Raw genomic sequence first — 19,259 nt, 5'->3', positions numbered from 1 at the left:
TCAGGCTGGCGGCAGGCGCGCACCCAGGGTCAGGCGCTTGCCATCGCGCAGCATGCTGGCAAAATCTGCGGCCGGCACGGGCTGGCTGAACAGATAGCCTTGCAACTGGTCGCAACCTAGCTCGCGCAGGAAATTCATCTGCTCCGCCGTTTCCACGCCTTCGGCCACGATTTCCTGACGCAGTTGCTGGGCCATGGTGACGATGGCGCGAGCGATGGCGCAATCATTCTCTTCATGCGGCAGGCCGATCACAAAGGAGCGGTCGATTTTCAGCGTACTGATGGGGAATTTCTTCAGATAGGCCAGACTGGAATAGCCAGTGCCGAAATCATCCAGTGCCAGCCCCATGCCCATGGCGCGCAGCTCGTTCATGATGGCGATCACGGCATCGGCGCCGCGCACCAGCAGGCTTTCCGTGATTTCCAGATTGATCTGCTCGGGCTGTACGCTATAGCGTTCCAGCACGGCGGCGATGCGCTGCGGCAGCTTGCTGTCGAACTGGCGCGCCGACAGGTTGACAGCGATAGGCGGCATGATCAGATTGGCATCCTGCCATTCGCGGATCTGGCGACAGGCTGCTTCCAGCACCCAGCTCCCCAGTTCGAGAATCAGCCCCGTCTCTTCCGCCACGGGAATGAACACGCCCGGCGACACCAGCCCGCGCACGGGATGGCGCCAGCGCAGCAGCGCTTCGGCGCCGACGATGCGGCCGCTACGCAAACTCACTTTCGGCTGGTAGTACAGCAACAGCTCCCCGTTCAGCAACGCCTGGCGCAGCTCGCCCTCTATGCGCATATGCTCTTTGGCGCGCTGGTTCATTTCCTCGCTGTAGAACAGCAGGCCCGCTTCGATGCTGCGGGTGGCCTTGTTGAGCGCCACCTCGGCATGGCGGATCAGGGTCGAAACATCGCTGCCATCTTCCGGATAGACGGTAATGCCGGCATGGCCACTCACTTGTAACTGGTGGTGCGCCACCACAAACGGCTCGGCCAGCGTGGCCAGCAGCTTCTGCGCGACGATGCCCGCATGTTCACGCTTTTCGATGTGCAGCAGCGCCACGGCAAACTTGTGCCCGTCCAGCCGCGCCAATACATCGGCCTCGCGCAGCGCATGACGCAATCGCCGGCCGATTTCGCACAGCACTTCATTGCTCACTTCATGGCCCAAGGTGTCGCTGATGGTGCCTAGCCGGCTGATCTCTATCATCACCAGCGCGCCGTGCTCCTGCGAACGCTTGGCTTCCGTCAGCGCCTGCCCCAGCAACTGGGTCAGCAAACATAGATTGGGCAGGCCCGTCAGCGCATCGTAGTTGGCCATGCGCTGCATGCGCGCTTCCGCATCCTTGTGCACACTGATATCGGAAAACAGCGAGAAGGTATGGCTGATGCGGCCTTGCACATCACGCACGGCGCTGATGGTTACCGACTGAGGGAACAGCTCGCCATTCTTGCGCCGGCCGATGATTTCACCGCGCCACGCGCCCGCGCCGTGCATGGCTGCACGCACGCGCGCGCGAAATTCGGCATCGTGCACGCCGGAGCGCAGCAAATCCGGCGTCTTGCCCAGCGCTTCGGCCGGCTGATAGCCGGTGATACGGGTGAAGGCAGAATTAATCGAAACGATGCGTTCGCGTGCATCGGTAATCAGCACACCCTGATCGGAGTCTTCGATGATGCGCGCGTGCAGCGTCAGCTTGTCGGCCGGCGACAGCACATCGGCCAGCTTGCGCGCCCGCACTTCCATGCCCACCGCGTCGCCACTATCGTCGAGCCGCAAGCGCAGATCGAGCTGCACCCAGATCAGCTCGCCGGACTTGGTGCGGCGCTGCACTTCCGCCGTCGTACTGTAGGCGCCATCAGCCTGCGCCACCAGTTCGTCCAGTGCACCATCACCATCATCATCGGGATACAGCAGCAACACGTGCTGGCCCTGCATCTCGGCGGCGCTGTAGCCAAATAACTGCTGCGCGCCTTCGTTCCACTGCGTCACATAGCCGACCAGATCGAGCTGCATGACGGCGATATCACTGGAGCTGTCTGGCGCGGCCGGCATGGCATCGCGCGTGGCCCCCAGCAGCGACGCGAGCTGCTCCAGCGTGGCGCTCTGCGCCGCGCCGGATTGCTGCGCCGCCCGCTGGCTCAGGGCCAGACAGCGTTCCAGAATTTCACGCATCGTCGTTTCCTGATTTGCCGGCAGCGATAGCCTGCATCCATAAATAAGCGTCAGCCTGAATCTGGTTGTAGGCCGCCACCTCGATCTGCAGGGTGCGCAGGCCGCGCATGAGCGCCATCAAGTCCGCATGTTCGGCCGCCTCCACCAGCGCCAGCAACTGGCCCAGCGTACCGGCCCGTTGCAGCAGCGCCTGCGACAGTTCTTCGCTAATAGTGAGCGGTTGCAGCACTTCGGCCAGCGACATGCCGAACAGCACACCCAGCAGCGAGAACATCCCGCCCATGAAAGCCTGTTCCTGCTGGGCCTTGTCGTAGCCCGCTTCGCGCGCCAGCAATTCCATCGAACGAGCCCGCACCGCCACGCGCGCCAGCAGCATGGCCGAGCGCTGATCCGATTCGCGCGCCGAGAACAGCATCAGGTTAAGCCAGCGGCGCAGCTGGGCGCGGCCCAGTATCAGTATGGCCTGAGAAAAACTGCTGACCTTGCGCGCCGTGCCCATGCCCAGCGAGTTCACCAGCCGCAGCAAGTGGTAGGACAGGGTCGGGTCCTGCCGCAGCAGCGCTTCGATTTCATGGGTATCGGCGTCGGCCGACACCAGTTGCACCAGCTTCAGCGCGAGCGCACGCGATGCGGCCTGGCTGCCCACCGGCTTGGGCGGCGGTGCCAGAAACCATTCGCCTTCTATCCAGCTAGCCGTGCCCGGCACTTGCTTGAATTCCTGGTCGAGTGCCGTGTCGCTGTGATGGATTTCATCAGCCGGTGCGGCCAGCCAGCCGGCGTCGAGCAGCAACTGCTGGCTGGCCTCGCTCAAACCGTCGCGGAAATAGCACGCCATGCTGCCGTCCGCCAATTGCTGCAGCAACTCCAGCGGTGCCATTTCAGGCTGCATGCCGCGCGCATCGAGCAACAGGGCCGACGGCATCCCGTGGCGGTCTGCCAGCGGATGGATGAAGACAGGCGGCGTAACAGGCGTAGCAGTCATGGAATTCCGGCAGAGGCAGTCAGTGATCCTGTTATGTTACTCTGAAACTATTGGCAACTGCCAACATTTAACAGTTGCTGCAACAGCTAGACCACGCCTGTTTTATATCAAGGCGGGACGCGGCAAATGCCCTAGCAAACGGGCGAAACGCTGCGGCTGCTGCCAGCGCTCCAGCCACCACGCCAGCGCCGCGCCCATTTCCCCGGTGCGCCAGGCCAGATAAAAGGTCTCGGGCGGCTTGGGCTCGGCCACGGCCTTTTCCACCAGCAGGCCGGCCGCTATCGCCGCGCGCGCACACGGCGCGGGCAAAAAACCAAAACCCATGCCGGCTAGCTGGTAGCGCAGCTTGCTCTGCATGTCGGGCACGCTCAGGCTGTCTTGCCCCAGCAACAGACCCACCGTGCGCGGCGGCAGCTTGCGCGCCGAATCAGCCACGCTGATCGCGCGGAAAGGTTGCAGATGGCCCCGTTCCAGCACTGCCGTCTCGGCTGCCAGCGGGTGGCTAGGTGCCACGCAGAACACGAATTCCATCTGGCCCAGCGCGTGGCTGACATAGCCGCCACCGGCCGGGCCCTCGCCAGCCGCACCGATCAGCAGGTCGGCGCGCCGGTCCAGCAGCGCTTCCCAAGTGCCGGACAGGGCTTCCTGCATCAGGCGCAAACGGGTCTGCTGGCCCAGCCCGTAGAATGCGCTGATATCGTCCTGCAGCGCACAAGCGGCGAACATGCTGTCCATGCCCACGGTCAGCTCAGTTTCCCAGCCGGACGCCACGCGCCTCACCCGGTGTTCCAGATCCTGCGCCGCGCGCAGCAGGTAACGCCCTTCCTTGAGCAGCTCGGCACCGGCCGCCGTCAGCACCACGCGCGGACCGTGGCGCTCGAACACTTGCACACCGAGGTCATCCTCGAGCTTGTTGACAGTATAGGAAATTGTCGACGGCACGCGATGCAATTCCTTGCCGGCAGCGGAAAACGAACCGCGCCGGTCGATGGCATCCACTATCTGCAAGGCTTCCAGGCTCAGTCTTAACATTCGATTTTTTCGATGATTGAATTGTAAATTTTCCGTTTTTTAATCCGGAACGGGCGCTCTATACTGTCGTTCATGGATGCAGCGATAAGAACGATGTTCAAAATTATCGCACATTAACCCGAAAAGAAATGGAGCCTTATCATGTTGCAAATTCGTCCTAGTGAAGCCCGCGGCCACGCCCAGCACGGCTGGCTCGATTCCCACCACAGTTTCTCCTTCGCCCACTACCATGACCCGCTGCACATGGGTTTCGGCCCGCTGCGCGTGATCAATGAAGACCGCGTGATGGGCGGCCAGGGTTTCGGCACCCACGGCCACCGCGACATGGAAATCATTTCCTACGTGCTCAGCGGCGCGCTCGAACACAAGGACAGCATGGGCACGGGCTCGGTGCTGCACTATGGCGATGTGCAGCGCATGAGTGCCGGCACCGGGGTACGCCACAGCGAATTCAATCATTCGCGCAGCGAACAGGTGCACTTCCTGCAGATCTGGATAGAACCGGACCGCACGGGCACGGCGCCCGGCTACGAGGAAAAGCACATCCCGCTGGAGAGCAAACAGGGCAAATTGCGCCTGATCGCCTCGCCCGATGGCCGTGACGACTCGCTGCGCATCCAGCAGGATGCCTATCTGTACGCCACCATCATGGCCGCAGGCGACCAGCTCGAACATGCGCTGGCAGCAGGCCGGCTAGCCTATGTGCACGTGATCCGCGGCACGGTCACGGTGAACGGGGTAGCGCTGAAAGGCGGCGATGCCCTCAAGCTCAGCGATGAGAATGCCGTCACGCTGGCCGGTGCCGAGGACGCGGAAATCCTCGTATTCGACCTGCCCCGCTAAGGCAGCCATCAGGCCGGCCGCTGGCAGCTCCTGAAAGCTAGAGGCCGGCCTAAAAAAACTTTCCGCCAGTTTTGGTATCATGAGGGGCGCGCCGGGTCTGTTCGAACAGCCCGGCGCGCGTTTTTTACCTTGTAGATCACTATTTGAAGAGCAGAATTATGTCGCAGAGTGCAACAACCCCGGCTAACGTGGACCTGGAATACACGACTTCGTGCGCCCTGCCGACGCCCTGGGCCCAGTTCACCCTGCACGCTTTCGTCGAAAAAAGCACGGGCAAAGAGCATCTGGCCATGGTGCTGGGCGATGTCGGCAACGGCGAACCCGTGCTCGGACGCGTGCATTCCGAATGCCTGACGGGCGACGTGCTGTTCTCGCAGCGCTGCGATTGTGGCGCCCAGCTCGAAGGCGCACTGCGCAAGATCGCCGATGAAGGCCGCGGCATCCTGCTCTACCTGCGTCAGGAGGGCCGTGGCATCGGTCTGGTCAACAAGATCCGCGCCTACCGCCTACAGGAAGCCGGTGCCGATACGGTGCAGGCCAATGTGCAACTGGGCTTCCAGCCCGATCAGCGCAACTACAGCATGGTACAACCCATGCTGGCGCAATTTGGCGTGAAATCACTGCGCCTGATGACCAATAATCCGCGTAAGATTGATGCTGTCGGCAAGCTCGGTGTGGAAGTGGTGGAACGGGTTCCGCTGCTGGTCAACCGCAATGCCTTCAACCAGCACTATCTGGACACCAAGGCAGCCAAGCTGGGTCACATGATGACGCCGCTGACGCCAGCCCCCGTGGAGGATGGCGCGCTGTAATCACCGGCCCCAGTAAAAGGAAGGCATGAATTTTCAGCGACTGATCGTTACATTGCTCCTTAGCTGCAGCGCTGGCGCTGTCTGGGCCGCATCCGGCGCGGCCGTCGGTACCGGTACGGCAGCCAGCGCGCCGGCCACCGGCCCGGCAACCGTACCAGCCAACAGCCCGGCCAGCGGCAAGGCCTTGCGCAAACCTGCAACGCCCGCCCCTGCCCCTGCCCCCGCACTGCCGGCCAGCCGCGCCGCCGATCCCGCAGCACTGGCGGCCGGCGAAGAAGACGAGGATGCCGACAGCACCCCGCTGCCCCCACCTTCCAGCGCCGCCCAACACCTATATGGCGCCGCCCGCAACGACCTGCTGCAAGTGCGCACCCTGCTCAAGAGCGGCCGCACCCAGTCCTCGGTCGGTTCCGGCTTTTTGATCGGCACCAGCAATCTGGTCATCACCAACTACCACGTGGTTTCCCAGTTCGCGCTCGATCCCGACACCTATGTGGGCGAATGGGTCGATACCAGCGGCCAGCGCGGCAATGTGGAACTGCTGGCCGTCGATGTGCTGCACGATCTGGCCGTGCTGCGCGTGAGCCGCAACGGCACGGGCTTTTTCAAGATGCCGGAAAAGCTGGCGCGCCTGTCGCAGGGCCAGTATCTGTATGCGCTCGGTAATCCGCTCGATCTGGGCTTCGCGATTTCCGAAGGCGCCTACAACGGCGTGATCGCGCGCAGCTTCTACGACCAGCTGATGTTCACCGGCCCGATCAATTCGGGCATGAGCGGCGGCCCCAGCGTCACCGTCGATGGCGCCGTGGCCGGCGTCAACGTCTCCAAGCGGCTCGATGGTGAACTGGTCAGCTTCCTTGTGCCGGCCCGCTACGCGCAGGACCTGCTGCGGCAGGTGGGCGAACAGGCCAAGCCGCCGGCCAGCTTTACCAGCATCGTCGCGGCCCAGTTGCTGCGCCACCAGAGTGCCATGGTCGACCAGTTGCTGGCCACACCCCTGAGCCTGAAGACCATGGGGCCGTATCAGGTACCCGTGCGCGAATCGGAGCAGATGCGCTGCTGGGGGCGTTCCAACGTCAAGGCCGACAAACCGTTCACCGTCGATGACGCCAGTTGCGCCATGGAGTCCGCCATCTTCGTCAGCGGCAGCCTGCAGACAGGCCAGATCGCCATCCGCCACCAATTCCTGCGCAGCGCAGGGCTGGACCAGTACCGTTTCGCCCAGCTGGCAAGTGCCTCGTTCAAGAACGAAAACTTCGGCAACAACAAGGATAGCCGCCTGACGGCGCCCCAGTGCACGGAAGATTTCGTCAACAACAGCAAGCTGCCCTTGCGTGCCGTGCTGTGCGTGCGCGCCTACCGCAAGTTCGCCGGCCTGTATGATTTCGCCCTGCTGACGGCCAGCACCGACCACGGCCTGATGAGCTTACAGAGCCGCATCGATGCACGCGGCGTGTCGTATGAAAATGGCTTGCGTCTGACCCGTGCCTTCCTCAGCGCACTGACACGTGCGCCCGCACCGAAAGGGGTGGCACGATGAACGCGCCCTACTTCGTCGAAATCCTCGCCCGCAATGGCGATGTACTACACCGCCACCGCCTGCAGCAACTGCCTATCCGTATCGGCCGCGGCTACGACAACGACGTCATTCTCGACGATGCGCACAGCGCCGCCAGCCACGCCAGCATAGACCTCGACGAGCATGGCCAGTTGCTGCTGCGCGATCTGGGCAGCGCCAATGGCAGCTACTACGGCGGCAAGCGCTGCGCAGCGATTGCGCTCGATGGTCATCGCGTGATCCGGCTTGGTCACACCCGATTGCGCGTGCGCAGTGCCGATTTTGTGGTGGCACCCGAACTGGCCGATACCACCATGCATGGCTGGGAAGGTGCCGCACCGGCGATCAGCGGCCTGCTGCTGGCCAGCGCGTTCGCGCTGGTCGAGACATGGTTTAACGATATCGAGAATTTCGCGCTGGTGCGCTATGTACTGGCGCTGGCTTCCTGCCTTGGCGCCGGCCTGCTGTGGAGTGGCGCATGGGGGCTGGCCAACCGCCTGTTCGGCAGCCATGCACGCTTTGGCCGCCACATCTTCATCCTCGGCAGCGGCCTGTGTGTGATGGGCGTGTGGCGTCTGCTCAGCACAGCCATGGCCTATGCATGGGACGCCACCGTGCTGACCCGCTATGGCAATCTGGTGATACTGGCGATCGCCTGCAGCATGTTGTACTTCCACCTGCGCACCATCAAACCGCACCACCCGCGCCGCTACGCCATCGGCAGCGGCATCACCTATGCGGCTAGCGCCATGCTGCTATTGCTGCTCAACCTGCAAAGTACTGGCCGTGCCGGCGACGAGCTGTATATGTCGGCTCTGCTGCCGCCGCAGTGGCACCAGAGCGCCGACCGCAGCGTCGACCGGTTCATGGCCGATGCGGCTGCACTGCGCAACGCGGCCGATGCGGCACGCACCCGCGGTAGCAGCAGCAATGACGACGAAGACGAAGACAGCGAGTGAATCTGGCTAGCCAGCTTGGGCCGGCTGGCTACTGCGAACTAGATCCGGCCGCGTTTGAATTCGGCCAGAAACGCCCGGGTCTGCGCGGGCGTCATGACCTTCACGGCATCGCCGTGCCACGCATACAGATAGGGTGTGCCACCCTGCCTGTCGGTCAGTTTGGCATCCAGCAGGAAGCAGGTACCCAGCGGATAGACGGCCGTATCGCACAGCGCCCGCGCGCACTGTACGCGCAAGCTGGGCGCAAACGCCTGCCCCGGCACCGGCTGTATCCACACCTGGCGCCCATCCGACACCGACTGCACTGCCACCTGCCGGTAAGCATAAATATCTCGCGCCAACATCATCTCCCATTTACAGGCTCAGGCCTGTGCCTACGCAACTCGACCCACGATCTTCATATTTGTGATTCAGGCTGCACGCTGCTGTATGGCAGAATGCCTTCCGTATTCAAGAACTTTAGCGCCTTTTGCAATGCAGATCCGTTTTTGTCGCACCGCTATCACTACAGCGGCCCTGTTTTTCCTGCTGGTCGGCCGCAGCGCAGCAGCAAGCGGTGAACTCGCCGTGTATGTACTTGGCGAGCCCGATGCCCAAGGCCGTCCGGCCCATAGCCAGCCCACCGTTCCGCGAATTATAGACCTGGTCGCAAGCGAATCCGGCCTGCCACTGGTGGCGCACCCGCTGCCATGGCGACGTGCGCTGTTCATGACCGAGACCGGTCAAGGCATATTGTACGGTGCCGAAGCAACTCCCGAGCGCCTGCGCAAATTCCAGTTCTCTGCCTCGCTCGGCTACGCTAATCAATGGCTGCTCTCGACCGAACAGGCACCGCTGGTGTTCCGTCAGTGGGAGGATTTGCGCAACAAGAAAATCTCTACCATGAGCGGCGCCAGCTACGGTGTCGAGTTCGAGCAGCGGCGCAATAGCCTGTTCAAAGTCGAACAGAACGCCACAAATATGGCCAGTCAGGTCAAGATGCTGAGAGCCGGCCGGGTAGATGCCATCCTCGTCGCCAGCTTCCTGAATCCGCAGCAACTCGAAGACAAGTTGAACTGCCTATTCCCCGGTGCAGGCAGGCTACTTATCCGCGGCAACCCGATCGAGGCCAACCCGATTTCTTTTGCTATCGCCAAGGATTCGCCACTGATCAGCAAGCTGCCAGCCTTGAATAGCGCCATCGAACAGATCGTGCGCAACCACAAGCTACTGCCCCTGTTTAACGCACCGCCCACGACGGCATGCGCACCGCACAGCTAAGCCGCGTCTCGTATCGCCGGGCGAACATTTAGTCAGCGAGCAGCAAGGCCACAGCTTCGGCATTGATGCCTTCTTCGCGTCCCAGATAGCCCATCTTCTCGTTAGTCTTGGCCTTGATGTTGACCTGACTGATATCGAGGCCCAGATCCTGCGCCAGATTGGCACACATGGCGCCGATGTACGGCGCCATCTTGGGCCGCTGGGCGATGATGGTGGCGTCGATATTGCCGATGCGGTAGCCGGTAGCCATCACGCGGCGCGCCGCTTCCTTTAGCAGCGTGCGCGAATCGGCGCCCTTGAACTGCGGGTCGGTGTCAGGAAAGTGTTTGCCGATATCGCCCAGCGCGGCCGCGCCCAGCAAGGCATCGGTGATCGCGTGCAGCAGCACGTCGGCATCGGAGTGGCCCAGCAGGCCCAGATGGTGGGGAATCTCGACCCCGCCGATGATCAGTTTGCGGCCTTCGACCAGTTTGTGGCAGTCGTAACCCTGGCCGATGCGGAATGGAAGTTTGAGCATAGTCTGTCCTGTTTTATTCGCCGGCAGCCAGATACATTTCCGCGATGCGGATGTCGGCCGGCAGCGTGACTTTGAGATTGCGCGGATGGCCTTCGATCAGGCGCGGCGTGAGGCCCAGCAGTTCCACCGCACTGGCATCATCGGTAATCGCATCCGGATCAGTGGCGCGGCCCAGTGCGCGCAGCAGCAACTGGTAGCTGAACATCTGCGGCGTCTGCGCCAGCCACATGCCGTTACGCGGTATGGTCGCGGCGGAGCATACGCCTTGCGCCGACGGTGCGCTGCGCTTGACGGTATCGACCACGGGCAGTGCCAGCAGGCCACCGGCCGCATCGTCGCCCACGCCGTCGATCAGCCGTGCGATCAGTGCCGGCGTCAGACCGGGCCGGGCAGCATCGTGCACCAGCACCATATCGCTCTCGGCGATCTCGTTCTGGATCGCGCGCAGGCCATTGAGCACACTGTCCATGCGGGTGGCACCGCCACAGCGCAGCACCGTGACACCGGCCAGTCCGGCCGGCAGCACTTCGTCGATATAGCCGTCGGCGGCGCTCACCACCACATAGGTGTGGCTGATCAGCGTACTGGCGCGGAACGCTTCAACGGCATGGCGCAGCATGGGCTGTCCTGCTACCGTCAGGTACTGTTTAGGGCAGCCAGCCGCCATGCGCGCGCCCACACCAGCGGCAGGCAGCAGAGCGACATAGCGTCGCGTCGGATTCGTATCAGTCATGTTCTTATTGCTTGTTATTGCTTGTTATTGCTTATTTTTGCTTATTTAAGCGCTTCAAAATGGTGGCGGCGACTTCGCCATTGCACACCTTGCCCATGCGGGCATATTCTTCCGGCGTATCGATCAGCGCCTGCTTATCCTTGCCCTTGTCGAATTCGTCGCGGATGAACGGAAACCACTTGCTGCTGATTTCATGCTCCAGCGCAGACATGGCCGTACCCGATGGCGCATACAGCGGCTTGGCATCGAAGCGCTTGTTCAGCGCATCGCGTACCACTTTTTCAACGCGCGCCAGATTATCCATATATGCCTGCAGGTGGCGCTGCTCATGCTCGAGTATCACCTGTTAGCCGCAGGAACCGGGAGCGAACTCGTTGCTCACATAGATCAGCACAGGCGAATAATTGAGCGACAGTTCCACCCGTGGCGCGATGCACTCGTAGCCGCTGGCAGCATCCTGCAAAATGGTGCCGCCCAGTTTGACGGCATACTGGCCATTCGTCACCGTCAGGCCAAGCGTGGCCATGCCATTGGCGGCGCTGCCGCTGCGCGCGGTGAGCTGATTGAAAGGCAGTTGGTTGTTGATGGTATAGCCATTACTGCGTGACGACAGTACGGACACAGTCTTGGCGATAGTATCTTCGCAGCGCACTTGAAATGGCGTGCGGCCGGCTGCGCTATCCGCCGCCATGGCCGCGATGGCCGGCGCTGGCACACAGACGGCCATGGCAGCAGATAGTGCAGCCGCTGCAGCGCGTGCAGCCAGCTTGCTCCATGCCCGCAGCACGTGCAGTTTCATCAGAGTTTCCAGTCGCCCGCGCGCAGCTTGTCGAGCCAGAAGATGCCGATCACCGTCTTCACGTCGGTGATCGAACCATCACGCACGCCTTGCAGCAGTTCGTCGATGGTGGCCGTATAGGTTTCGAGGAATTCACCTTCGTCCAGCTTCTGCTGGCCGGCTTTCAGGCCGCGCGCCAGATACAGGTCCAGATGCTCATCCGAATAGGCGATGGCATTATGGATGCGCGTGACGTACTGCCACTCGCTGGCCGTGTAACCGGTTTCTTCTTCGAGCTCGCGCTTGGCGCTGGCCAGCGGGTCTTCGTTATGGTCGATTTTACCGGCCGGAAATTCAATGAACACCTGATGCAGCGGATAGCGGAACTGGCGTTCCATGAGCACCGTGCCATCATCGAGCAGCGGCAGGATCACCACCGCGCCCGGATGCAGCACGTATTCGCGCTTGGTCTGCTGGCCATCCGGCAGTGCTATGGTATCGCGCTGGATTTTGAGGAAATGGCCGTCGTAGACCAGCTCACCGTCGATGCGGGTTTCTACCAGATGTTTGTCCATGCCTGCTCCACGTCGTTGAAGAACGATAGTGTATCAGTCGTGGCGCTTGCGCAGGTAACGCAGAATGAATCCGGGGAAAGCCAGCACGATGAACAGGCAGGCGGAGATGGCGTAGAACTCCCACGTTTGCGGGAAGCGGTTGCCGAGGCGGCCTTCGAGAGCGAAGCCGATGACACCCACCGCGAAGAAGAGCACGACCATTTCGATCAGCCGCACGAACAGCGGCTTGCTCTCCCAGCGGCTGGGCACGAGCGCGAATACGCGCTCGTTGAAGAATGGCAGGTTGGCCGCCGCAATCGCGATGACGATGACCAACCAGCTTGCTACGGAAATGTCCATCAGGTGTTCAGCGTGATGGTCATGGCTTTCAGGCAGGCTGCCAGCAGCGGGCCTGGCAGTACGCCGAGCAGCACGATGGCGATCGCGTTCAGGCTCAGAGCTACGCTCATGTCGGCCTTGACGACGATAGGCGACTCGTCGGCAGCTTCATCGAACCACATCACTTTCACTACGCGCAGGTAGTAGAACGCGCCGATCAGCGAGAACATCACAGCCAGTACGGTCAGCCAGATCTGGCCGGTGCCCAGCACGGCGGTCAGTACCGAGAACTTGGCAGCGAAGCCCATCATCGGTGGCACACCGGCCAGCGAGAACATCAGTGCCGACATGACGACAGCAAACCAGCCATTACGCTTGCTCAGACCTTTCAGGTCCGCCAGATTTTCAGCTTCGAAACCGGAACGCGACAGCAGCATCAGCATGCCGAAGCTGCCGATGGTGGTCAGCACGTAGGTGATCACGTAGTACATGGCGGCGCTGTAGGCAGCCGATGCACCGGTGCGGTCGGTGGTACCGGCCACGCCAGCCAGCAGGCCCAGCAAAACGAAGCCCATCTGCGCGATGGTCGAGTAAGCCAGCATACGCTTCAGATTAGTCTGGGCGATCGCAGTGATGTTACCGATCGCCAGCGACAGCACGGCCAGGATCATCAGCATCTGCTGCCAGTCGAATGCCAGCGGCATCAGACCTTCCACCAGCAGGCGGATGCAGATCGCGAAGGTAGCGATTTTCGGTGCGCCGCCCAGCAGCAGGGTCACTGCCGTTGGCGAACCTTCGTACACGTCCGGTACCCACATGTGGAATGGTACGGCGCCCAGTTTGAAGGCCAGACCAGCAACGAGGAATACCACGCCGAAAATCAGTACAGTCTTGTTCACGGTACCGCCAGCGACCATGGCCGAAACACCACGGATGTCCAGCGTGCCGGTCGCACCGTACAGCATCGAGATACCGTACAGCAGGAAGCCGGAAGCCAGCGCGCCCAGTACGAAGTACTTCATCGCAGCTTCAGTAGCTTTGTGGTTGTCACGGCGCAGAGCGACCAGTGCGTACAGCGACAGCGACATCAGTTCCACGCCCAGATACACGGACAGGAAGTTGGAACCGGAGATCATCACCATCTGGCCCAGCACGGTGAACAGGGCCAGCACGTAGAACTCGCCGCCCAGATTACCGCTCAGCATACCGCGGTCGTCAGCGTACTGACGCGAATACACGAGTGTCAGGCCAGCCGTCAGGTAGGTGAAGACCTTGAGCAGATTAGCCATCGGGTCGGACACGAACATACCGTTGAAGGTGTAGACCGTGTGGCCGGTAACGAAGTCGTTGTAGCTCAGGACGCCGGCAACCAGCAGCGTCGCCAGCGACAGCAGATAGGTCAGCGAACGCTGTCCCTCTTTGAGGAACATGTCGATCAACAGGATCGCCGAGGCACCGATCAGTAGCACCATTTCTGGGTACACCGGCACCATGTCGATAACAGCTTGTGGAATTGGAGTAGTCATTGTTTTGTTTCCGCTATCAGAACGGCAGCTTGCTCTTGGCGACGTGCGCCAGCAGGTCTGCAACCGAGGTTTGCATGGTGTCAGTGAATGGGGCTGGGTACAGGCCCATCGCCAGCACTGCAACAGCCAGGATGCCCAGCATGAAGAATTCACGACCGTTCACATCAACCAGTTCTGCTACGTGGTGATTCGCCACTTTGCCGAAGATCACGCGCTTGGCCATCCACAGCGAGTAGGCAGCGCCGAAGATCAGCGCAGTCGCAGCCAGCAGGCCGATAACGAAGTTGTACTGGGTAGCACCGAGGATCACCATGAACTCGCCGACGAAGCCGGAAGTCGCTGGCAGACCGCAGTTAGCCATCGAGAAGAAGATGAACAGGGCTGCGAACTTCGGCATCTTGTTGACGACACCACCGTAGTCGGCGATCTGGCGCGAGTGAGCCTGATCGTACAGCACACCGATACACAGGAACATGGCGCCCGAGATGAAGCCGTGCGAGATCATCTGCACGATAGCGCCCTGCACTGCCATTTCATTGAAGATGAAGAAGCCCAGCGTGACGAAGCCCATGTGGGCGATCGACGAGTAAGCCACCAGCTTTTTCATGTCTTTCTGTACCAGCGCCACCAGACCGATGTAGATCACGGCGATCAGCGACAGGGTGATGACGAAACCGGCCAGATATTTCGATGCGTCCGGGGTGATAGGCAGCGAGAAACGCAGGAAGCCGTAAGCACCGAGTTTCAGCATGATGGCAGCCAGCACGGCGGAACCGCCGGTAGGCGCTTCCACGTGCACGTCTGGCAGCCAGGTGTGCACTGGGAACATTGGTACTTTCACGGCGAAGGCCATGAAGAAGGCCAGGAAGATGAAGATCTGCTCTTTCATCGTCAGGGCAATCTTGTGCCACATCAGGATGTCGAAGCTACCGCCCGACACTTTGTACAGGTAGATGATGGCGACCAGCGTCAGCAGCGAACCGAAGAAGGTGTACAGGAAGAACTTGAACGAAGCGTACACGCGGTTTTCACCACCCCACACACCGATGATGATGTACATCGGGATCAGGGTCGCTTCGAAGAAGAAGTAGAACAGCAGGCCGTCCATGGCGGCGAACACGCCGATCATCAAACCCGACAGGATCAGGAAGGCGCCCATGTACTGGGCTACGCGCTTCTGGATCACCTGCCATGCCGAGATCACCACGATCACGGTGATGAAGGCGGTCAGCGGTACGAACCACAGCGACAGGCCGTCGATACCGAGCGAGTAGAAGATGTTGAAGCGTTCGATCCACGGCGAGCGCTCGACGAACTGCATGCCATGCGCGGCGTTGTCAAAGTTGGTAATCAGCGGAATGGTGGCGCCGAAGCTCACCAGTGCGCCGATCAGCGAACCAACGCGCACCAGCGCGGCGTTGGTATCGCGACCGATGGCCAGCACGATCAGGCCGAAGATAATCGGGAGCCAGATCGCGAGGCTCAGGTACGGAGGTAAGGTAGATATAGTTGACTGCATCATGGTTATCTTTATCTCTTTGCGTATCAGCTAATTAAGCGTGCCAAAACGGCAGGAAGTAGATCAGGAACCCCAGAATGCCGAGGATCATGACAAACGCGTAGTGGTAGATATAACCAGTCTGCGCCAAACGGGTCAGCGTCGAGAACCAGCCCACCACTTTGGCGCTGCCGTTGACCAGCAGGCCGTCGATCAGGGTGCGGTCGCCCACAGTCCACAGACCATTGCCCAGCAGGCGTGCGCCGCCGGCGAACACGGTCTCGTTGAACTTGTCCATGTAGTACTTGTTCTCCAGCAGAGTGTGCAGGAACTTGAACTTCTCGTAGAACCAGGCTGGTACGCGCGGGTTGATCATGTAGCAGTAGTACGAGGTTGCCACACCGGAGATCGCCAGCCACAGAGGCAGCGAGGTCAGTGCGTGCATCGCCATGGCCACAGGGCCGTGGAACTCGTGTGCCAGTTCTTCCATCACAGGGTGGTTAGCACCGAAGGTGATCACGCCTTTGAAGAAATCGCCGTACAGCATAGGGCCGATGGCCAGATAGCCGATGATGACCGAAGGGATGGCCAGCATCGCCAGCGGGAACCATACAACAAATGGCGACTCGTGCGGTTTCTGGCCCGGAGCCAGACCGTGGTGCGCGTGGTCGTCATGGTCATCGTGACCATGATCGTCATGGCCGTGGCCATCGTCGTGTGCAGCGGCAGCCGCCGGAGCATGGGCGTGGTGGTCGTCATGGTGAGCTTTGCCGAAGCGCTCTTCACCGTGGAACACCAGGAAGTACATACGGAACGAGTAGAACGCGGTCACGAACACACCAGCCAGCACGGCGAAGTTAGCGAAGCCGGCACCCCACAGGTGGCTCTCCCCTACTGCTTCGATGATCGAATCTTTCGAGTAGAAGCCGGAGAAGAACGGGGTACCGATCAGAGCCAGCGAACCCAGCAGCGAAGTGATCCAGGTGATAGGCATGTATTTACGCAGACCACCCATGTTGCGGATGTCCTGATCGTGGTGCATACCGATGATCACCGAACCGGCGCCCAGGAACAGCAGCGCTTTGAAGAAGGCGTGGGTCATCAGGTGGAACACGGCCACGGAGTAAGCCGATGCGCCCAGTGCCACGGTCATGTAGCCGAGCTGCGACAGCGTCGAGTAAGCGACCACGCGCTTGATGTCGTTCTGGATGATGCCGAGGAAGCCCATGAACAGCGCGGTAATCGAGCCGATCACGAGGATGAAGGACAGTGCCGTATCCGACAGTTCGAACAGTGGCGACATACGGGTCACCATGAAGATACCGGCGGTAACCATGGTTGCCGCGTGGATCAGTGCCGAAATCGGGGTCGGGCCTTCCATCGAGTCTGGCAGCCAGACGTGCAGCGGGAACTGGGCCGATTTACCCATCGCGCCGATGAACAGGCAGATACAGGCCACGGTCAGCAGTGCCCAGTCGGTACCCGGCAGGGTCAGCGACACCAGTTGTTCCTTCTTGGCGAACACTTCCTGATAGTCCATCGAACCGGCGTAAGCCAGCAGCAGACCGATACCGAGGATGAAGCCGAAGTCACCCACACGGTTGACCAGGAAGGCTTTCATGTTGGCCACGATGGCGGTCGGCCGGGTGTACCAGAAGCCGATCAGCAGGTACGACACCAGACCCACAGCTTCCCAGCCGAAGAACAGCTGCAGGAAGTTGTTGGACATAACCAGCATCAGCATCGAGAAGGTGAACAGCGAGATGTAGGCGAAGAAGCGGTTGTAGCCTTCATCTTCTGCCATGTAGCCGATGGTGTAGATGTGCACCATCAGCGACACGAAGGTCACTACGCACATCATCATCGCCGACAGCGCGTCGATCTGGAAGCCGACCACCAGCTTGATGGTGCCAACCGTCATCCAGTTGTACACGGTAGCGTTGTAGCTCGCGCCACCGATCACGTCGTTCAACGTCATCGCCGACAGGATGAATGCTACCAGCACGCCCAGTATGGTCGCCGTGTGCGAGACCGTACGCCCCACCACGTTGCCGAAAAATTTAGTTCCTAACAGGCCGGCAATCGCGGAGCCGGCCAGCGGCGCCAGTGGTACGGCCAGTAGGAGATTAGGGTTAAGAGTAACCGCCATGATGAACCTTAATCGTTATTATTCGAAATTGAACTTAGCCACGAAGGATTAACCCTTCAAGCTATCCAGGTCTTCTACATTGATGGTGTCCAGATTACGGAACATCACCACCAGAATCGCGAGGCCGATTGCCGATTCGGCAGCGGCGACGGTCAGAATGAAGAACACGAAGATCTGCCCGGCCGCGTCACCCAGATAATGGGAGAACGCGATAAAGTTCATGTTCACTGCCAGCAGCATCAGTTCGATGGCCATCAGCAGGACGATGATATTTTTGCGATTGAGGAAAATACCGACGATCGAGATCGCGAACAGTATCGCGCCAAGAACGAGGTAATGAGCCAGCGATAAAGTCATGGTGCCTCCTTAACTTCTGCTTCGGCCGCGCCGCGCGTGCTGACGGCATCGACTTTGACGATGCGCAGACGGTCGTTACGCTTGACGCGTACCGCTTCCGACGGGTCGAGATATTTGATGTCCTTGCGCTTGCGCAGGGTCAGCGCCACGGCAGCGATGATAGCCACCAGCAGCACTGCTGCAGCGACTTCGAAGCCGTAGATGTATTTGGTGTAGATCAGCAGGCCCAGTTCTTTGGTGCCGCCGATATTGCCGGCGTTGACCGGTTGCTGGTCCATTGCGTAGAACGAGCGCCACAGCACGGCCGCCATTTCCAGCACGATCAGCGCGCCGATGGCCGAAGCCAGTGGCAGATAGCTCCAGAAGCCCTGGCGCATCTTGTCGGTATCCAGATCGAGCATCATCACCACGAACAGGAACAGCACCATCACGGCGCCCACGTAGACGAGTACCAGCACGATGGCGAGGAACTCCGCTTCCAGCAGCATCCAGATGCCGGCCGCCGAGAAGAACGCCAGCACCAGGAACAGTGCTGCGTGCACCGGGTTGCGGGCCGTGATAACGCGCGTCGCAGCCAGAATCATGATGGCTGAGAAGGCGTAGAACAAAGCAGTTTTAAATTCCATAACTAACCCAAGAGACGTACATAATTGATCAATACACTGGGATGCCGGCACAGGGCCGGCAACGATCAGCGGTAAGGAGCGTCGGCTGCGCGTGCTTCGGCGATCTCTGATTCGTAGCGATCACCAACTGCCAGCAGCATCTCTTTCGTGTAGTACAGATCGCCGCGTTTTTCGCCGTGGTATTCCAGTACATGCGTTTCAACGATGGAATCGACCGGGCAGGATTCTTCGCAGAAGCCGCAGAAGATGCACTTGGTCAGGTCGATGTCGTAACGGGTGGTACGGCGCGAACCGTCAGCACGCTGTTCCGACTCGATGCTGATCGCCATCGCCGGGCACACTGCTTCGCACAGTTTGCAGGCGATGCAGCGCTCTTCACCGTTAGGATAACGACGCAGTGCATGCAGACCACGGAAACGTGGCGACATCGGCGTCTTCTCTTCCGGGTACTGCACGGTGATTTTGCGCGAGAACATATACTTGCCCGTCAGCGCCATCCCTTTGATCAGTTCGGTCAGCATGAAGCTGCCGATGAAATCTTTTAAACGTTCCATATTCTCTAAT

General features: G+C 60.6%; 21 protein-coding genes. 5 read left to right on the top strand and 16 right to left on the bottom strand.

The annotated features are described in order from the left end of the window. The 3 genes from GM655_RS12415 to GM655_RS12405 form a co-directional block, all read right to left on the bottom strand. On the bottom strand, positions 1–2,172 hold the full coding sequence (locus tag GM655_RS12415) for a putative bifunctional diguanylate cyclase/phosphodiesterase (RefSeq protein ID WP_155435003.1): 2,172 nt from the start codon (positions 2,170–2,172) through the stop codon (positions 1–3). Further along, positions 2,165–3,154 carry an EAL and HDOD domain-containing protein gene (locus GM655_RS12410; protein ID WP_155435002.1) on the bottom strand — a complete coding sequence of 330 codons (990 nt, stop codon included), beginning with the start codon at positions 3,152–3,154 and terminating at the stop codon, positions 2,165–2,167. The genes GM655_RS12415 and GM655_RS12410 overlap by 8 nt, the downstream gene beginning before the upstream one ends. 102 nt (positions 3,155–3,256) lie before the next feature. Then, entirely contained in the window at positions 3,257–4,186 is a 930-nt protein-coding gene (locus GM655_RS12405; protein WP_155435001.1) for a LysR substrate-binding domain-containing protein, read from the bottom strand. A 141-nt stretch (positions 4,187–4,327) separates the two neighbouring features. On the opposite strand from GM655_RS12405, the gene GM655_RS12400 reads away from it, so the two are divergent. From GM655_RS12400 to GM655_RS12385, 4 genes are all read left to right on the top strand, one after another. Continuing rightward, positions 4,328–5,029 (top strand): pirin family protein, encoded by a 702-nt coding sequence (locus GM655_RS12400; protein WP_155435000.1) that lies wholly within the window; start codon positions 4,328–4,330, stop codon positions 5,027–5,029. Positions 5,030–5,187: 158 nt separating this feature from the next. Further along, the gene (gene ribA / locus GM655_RS12395; RefSeq protein ID WP_155434999.1) at positions 5,188–5,841 is read left to right on the top strand and encodes a GTP cyclohydrolase II; all 654 of its coding nucleotides are present in this window, start codon (positions 5,188–5,190) and stop codon (positions 5,839–5,841) included. Positions 5,842–5,866: 25 nt separating this feature from the next. Then, positions 5,867–7,381 carry a S1 family peptidase gene (locus tag GM655_RS12390; protein ID WP_229632543.1) on the top strand — a complete coding sequence of 505 codons (1,515 nt, stop codon included), beginning with the start codon at positions 5,867–5,869 and terminating at the stop codon, positions 7,379–7,381. Then, positions 7,378–8,358 (top strand): FHA domain-containing protein, encoded by a 981-nt coding sequence (locus GM655_RS12385; RefSeq protein ID WP_155434998.1) that lies wholly within the window; start codon positions 7,378–7,380, stop codon positions 8,356–8,358. Before GM655_RS12390 ends, GM655_RS12385 begins: the two co-directional genes overlap by 4 nt. Positions 8,359–8,396: 38 nt before the next feature. Here the strand turns inward: GM655_RS12385 and GM655_RS12380 are convergent, their stop codons facing one another. Continuing rightward, complete coding sequence (locus GM655_RS12380) at positions 8,397–8,705, bottom strand: hypothetical protein (protein WP_229632542.1); 309 nt, start codon at positions 8,703–8,705, stop codon at positions 8,397–8,399. A gap of 127 nt (positions 8,706–8,832) precedes the next feature. Between GM655_RS12380 and GM655_RS12375 the strand changes: the two genes are divergently transcribed. After that, positions 8,833–9,618 carry a substrate-binding periplasmic protein gene (locus GM655_RS12375; protein ID WP_196308759.1) on the top strand — a complete coding sequence of 262 codons (786 nt, stop codon included), beginning with the start codon at positions 8,833–8,835 and terminating at the stop codon, positions 9,616–9,618. A 28-nt stretch (positions 9,619–9,646) separates the two neighbouring features. Here the strand turns inward: GM655_RS12375 and ispF are convergent, their stop codons facing one another. The 12 genes from ispF to nuoI form a co-directional block, all read right to left on the bottom strand. Continuing rightward, the gene (ispF, locus tag GM655_RS12370) at positions 9,647–10,135 is read right to left on the bottom strand and encodes a 2-C-methyl-D-erythritol 2,4-cyclodiphosphate synthase (protein ID WP_155434996.1); all 489 of its coding nucleotides are present in this window, start codon (positions 10,133–10,135) and stop codon (positions 9,647–9,649) included. Between the two features lie 13 nt (positions 10,136–10,148). Further along, positions 10,149–10,868 (bottom strand): 2-C-methyl-D-erythritol 4-phosphate cytidylyltransferase, encoded by a 720-nt coding sequence (ispD, locus tag GM655_RS12365; RefSeq protein ID WP_155434995.1) that lies wholly within the window; start codon positions 10,866–10,868, stop codon positions 10,149–10,151. Positions 10,869–10,899: 31 nt separating this feature from the next. Further along, positions 10,900–11,211: a hypothetical protein gene (locus tag GM655_RS22985; protein ID WP_229632541.1), complete on the bottom strand. Its 312-nt coding sequence runs from the start codon at positions 11,209–11,211 to the stop codon at positions 10,900–10,902. Between the two features lie 3 nt (positions 11,212–11,214). Continuing rightward, positions 11,215–11,667, bottom strand: coding sequence for a hypothetical protein (locus tag GM655_RS22980; RefSeq protein ID WP_229632540.1), 453 nt, complete (start codon positions 11,665–11,667; stop codon positions 11,215–11,217). Next, the gene (locus GM655_RS12355) at positions 11,667–12,221 is read right to left on the bottom strand and encodes an NUDIX domain-containing protein (protein WP_155434994.1); all 555 of its coding nucleotides are present in this window, start codon (positions 12,219–12,221) and stop codon (positions 11,667–11,669) included. The genes GM655_RS22980 and GM655_RS12355 overlap by 1 nt, the downstream gene beginning before the upstream one ends. 33 nt (positions 12,222–12,254) lie before the next feature. Beyond that, positions 12,255–12,560 (bottom strand): DUF2818 family protein, encoded by a 306-nt coding sequence (locus tag GM655_RS12350; protein ID WP_155434993.1) that lies wholly within the window; start codon positions 12,558–12,560, stop codon positions 12,255–12,257. Beyond that, entirely contained in the window at positions 12,560–14,065 is a 1,506-nt protein-coding gene (gene nuoN, locus GM655_RS12345) for an NADH-quinone oxidoreductase subunit NuoN (protein WP_155434992.1), read from the bottom strand. Before nuoN ends, GM655_RS12350 begins: the two co-directional genes overlap by 1 nt. A 16-nt stretch (positions 14,066–14,081) precedes the next feature. Further along, complete coding sequence (locus GM655_RS12340) at positions 14,082–15,587, bottom strand: NADH-quinone oxidoreductase subunit M (protein WP_155434991.1); 1,506 nt, start codon at positions 15,585–15,587, stop codon at positions 14,082–14,084. 31 nt (positions 15,588–15,618) lie between these two features. Beyond that, the gene (nuoL, locus tag GM655_RS12335; protein ID WP_155434990.1) at positions 15,619–17,712 is read right to left on the bottom strand and encodes an NADH-quinone oxidoreductase subunit L; all 2,094 of its coding nucleotides are present in this window, start codon (positions 17,710–17,712) and stop codon (positions 15,619–15,621) included. A 48-nt stretch (positions 17,713–17,760) separates the two neighbouring features. After that, on the bottom strand, positions 17,761–18,069 hold the full coding sequence (gene nuoK, locus GM655_RS12330; protein WP_008450334.1) for an NADH-quinone oxidoreductase subunit NuoK: 309 nt from the start codon (positions 18,067–18,069) through the stop codon (positions 17,761–17,763). Further along, positions 18,066–18,695: an NADH-quinone oxidoreductase subunit J gene (locus tag GM655_RS12325; RefSeq protein WP_155434989.1), complete on the bottom strand. Its 630-nt coding sequence runs from the start codon at positions 18,693–18,695 to the stop codon at positions 18,066–18,068. Before GM655_RS12325 ends, nuoK begins: the two co-directional genes overlap by 4 nt. 65 nt (positions 18,696–18,760) lie before the next feature. Next, positions 18,761–19,249, bottom strand: coding sequence for an NADH-quinone oxidoreductase subunit NuoI (nuoI, locus tag GM655_RS12320; RefSeq protein ID WP_155434988.1), 489 nt, complete (start codon positions 19,247–19,249; stop codon positions 18,761–18,763). Positions 19,250–19,259 lie beyond the last annotated feature (10 nt).

The organism is Pseudoduganella danionis (assembly GCF_009720775.1).
In the GTDB taxonomy this organism is placed as follows: domain Bacteria; phylum Pseudomonadota; class Gammaproteobacteria; order Burkholderiales; family Burkholderiaceae_D; genus Rugamonas; species Rugamonas danionis.
The sequence above is the reverse complement of the archived record's forward strand: the minus strand, read 5'-3'. Positions and strand labels throughout refer to the sequence as shown.